2 protein-coding genes are annotated in these 2662 nt (G+C 39.0%); both read left to right on the forward strand.

The window, feature by feature from the left end:
- Nucleotides 1-260: 260 nt before the first annotated feature.
- Nucleotides 261-1127, forward strand: coding sequence for an integrase (locus tag ENO17_04730; GenBank protein HER24336.1), 867 nt, complete (start codon nt 261-263; stop codon nt 1125-1127).
- Nucleotides 1124-2233: a transposase gene (locus ENO17_04735; GenBank protein HER24337.1), complete on the forward strand. Its 1110-nt coding sequence runs from the start codon at nt 1124-1126 to the stop codon at nt 2231-2233. The genes ENO17_04730 and ENO17_04735 overlap by 4 nt, the downstream gene beginning before the upstream one ends.
- Nucleotides 2234-2662: the final 429 nt, after the last annotated feature.

Below are 2662 nucleotides of genomic sequence, written 5' to 3' on the forward strand. Positions count from 1 at the left end.
GTATCAAATACTATATTCATAAGAAATTTATCACCTAAAATGGCTAACCGACTGAGCTAAGCTGCCAGCCGATGATCCTCCTGTAGCAATGGACTTTTCGGAGACCCGGACGCGTGATCGGTTCGGCTTGAGCGATGGGTTGAACTAAGTCCCGATTTCATCGGGACACTTTTTTCATTCATATCTATATTTCTATCTATTTATAATCAGTCATAATATACCTATGCAAGACTTTTACTTTTTATAAAAGGAGATATATCATGACTGATTTACTTCAACGCTTTAACCAGGACCTCGAACTGCGCGGTTTTGCCGAGCGCAGTATTCAAGCCTATGTCCGGGCTGTAAAACTTTTATCGGAACATTATCATAAATCACCGGATCAGATCAATGAAGATGAACTACGCCGGTATTTTCTTTACAATAAAAATATACGAAAATGGTCGAGAACTGCAAGTACTATCGCCATCTGCGGAATAAAACATTTCTTTACATTCACTCTTAAGCGTGACTGGACCACCATCAAATTTGTTCGCCCGCCCAAAGAAAAGAAGCTGCCGCCGGTATTAAGCCGCGAGGAAGTAAAACGTATATTTAATAATGTAAAATCAAATTATCACTATGCCTGTCTTTTTACCATGTATTCCCTGGGATTAAGACTCAGAGAAACAACTCATCTTAAGGTTAGTGATATTGATTCGCAGAGAATGTTCGTGCATATTCAGAATGGCAAAGGATCTAAAGACCGTTATATACCCCTGCCACAGAAAACGTTGGATATTTTAAGACAGCATTGGAAGACCCACCGTAATCCGCTTCTGTTATTCCCAGCCCCAGGCAGAGGCTATAATAAACTAAGCACAACCAAAAGGCCTTTACCTGATAACAGCATCCAGATACCATTTAAACAGGCCTGCAAAAGAGCTAAAATATTAAAGTTTGTCAGCGTCCGCCACCTGCGTCATGCCTACGCCGTTCACCTTTTAGAGGCTGGCGTTAATCTGCGCTTTGTACAGGAATACCTTGGACACAGCGATCCGAGAACCACTATGATCTATTGCCGGATGATTAATCTGAAACTACCCGAACCCACGGCTATCATAAATAAGTTGATGGATCAGCTATGACCACCCTGGCCGACGTCTTAAGGAGGCACGGTCTGGAATATCTGGAACGTTACAAAAATAATATGCTGCCTTCACATAAGAAAGTGATGCGGGATATTCTGCTGTGCAAAAGCGCCCATTTGGGCTGGCATGAATGGTATTGTCCCAACTGTAAGAAAATCCATTATATAAATAATTCCTGCCGTAACCGTCACTGCCCGCAATGCCAGAAAGACAAAACCCAGAATTGGGTTAATATTCAGCAGGAAAAACTCTTAGCTGTAGAATATTTCTTGTTTACTTTTACCATTCCAAAGCAGTTACGGACCTTAGCCGGAAGTCATCAAAAATTATTTTATAATATCCTGTTTAATGTTTCCAGCCAATGTCTGCAAATACTGGCTAAAGATAAACGCTTTATCGGCGGGAAAATTGGGATGATTGGAATACTACACACCTGGACGCAAATACTGGGCTATCATCCCCATATCCATTATATCATCCCCGGCATCGCTATTGATTCACAAAAACAGGTATTACGTTATGCCAGAGATGGCTTTCTCATCCATGTCAGAGCTCTGTCGCGTTTATTCTGTTATAAACTAAAAAATGCATTAAAACAAACGGCGTTAAAAGACAAAATACCAAACGATTGTTTTAACGGAAAATGGGTGGTTCATGGCAAAAGCGTGGGCAGCGGAATTCATGCTATCAAATATCTTGCTCAGTATGTTTACCGTATTGCCATCAGTGATACACGCATTGTATCCTGCAAAAACGGGATGGTAACATTCAGGTATAAAGATCGGGACAATGGAAATGAAAAATTCATGACTTTGCCGGCGTTTGAATTTATACGCAGATTCCTGCAGCATATTCTTCCCAGAGGATTTCAAAAAGTACGTTATTATGGATTTCTGCACCCGAAAAGAAAATTACTGTTTAACCGGATCAGGCTTTTACTCAATGCTAAATATGAAGCTTATACCAGACATAAAATTAATGACTTTTTTATTAGTCATGTCATGCTGTGTCCGGACTGCGGTAAGCCTATGGTATGCATCGGTTGTAAAACCATCGGCCGTCCGCCGCCTTTAAAAGAACTATTTAGTAAAACAGCAGCATGATTTTTAAGACATGGATGTCCGGGGCATTGGTATGTTCAAAATATAATTTATGAATGTAAACGGATAGAAAATCTAAAATAATATCTGTCTAAATTAGTGAAAAAATGAAAAATTTTCAGAATATATTTAGAATTTATATTTGGAATATCCTCAAATGTAAATTCTAAATCAAAATGCAAAATCCATAGGAAATATCTCTAAACATAGCCAACCTTGTCTTGCTAAAGGGACTTAGATCAACCCCGCCTTGCAACTGACTCCTCAAATTACTCATTAAATCGAATTATGTCTTTAACGGGTCAGTTGCAAATCGATTCGTTATAATATGCTTAGTTTTATCGATTATTATCAAACTGCTCTAAATAGTTACGAACCATATGTTCCTGAAGCTGATAATACTCCTTACTACCAGAAAGTATACCTTAATGA

The sequence above is a fragment of the Candidatus Atribacteria bacterium genome, assembly GCA_011056645.1.
GTDB classification, from domain to species: Bacteria; Atribacterota; Phoenicimicrobiia; order Phoenicimicrobiales; family Phoenicimicrobiaceae; genus Sediminicultor; species Sediminicultor quartus.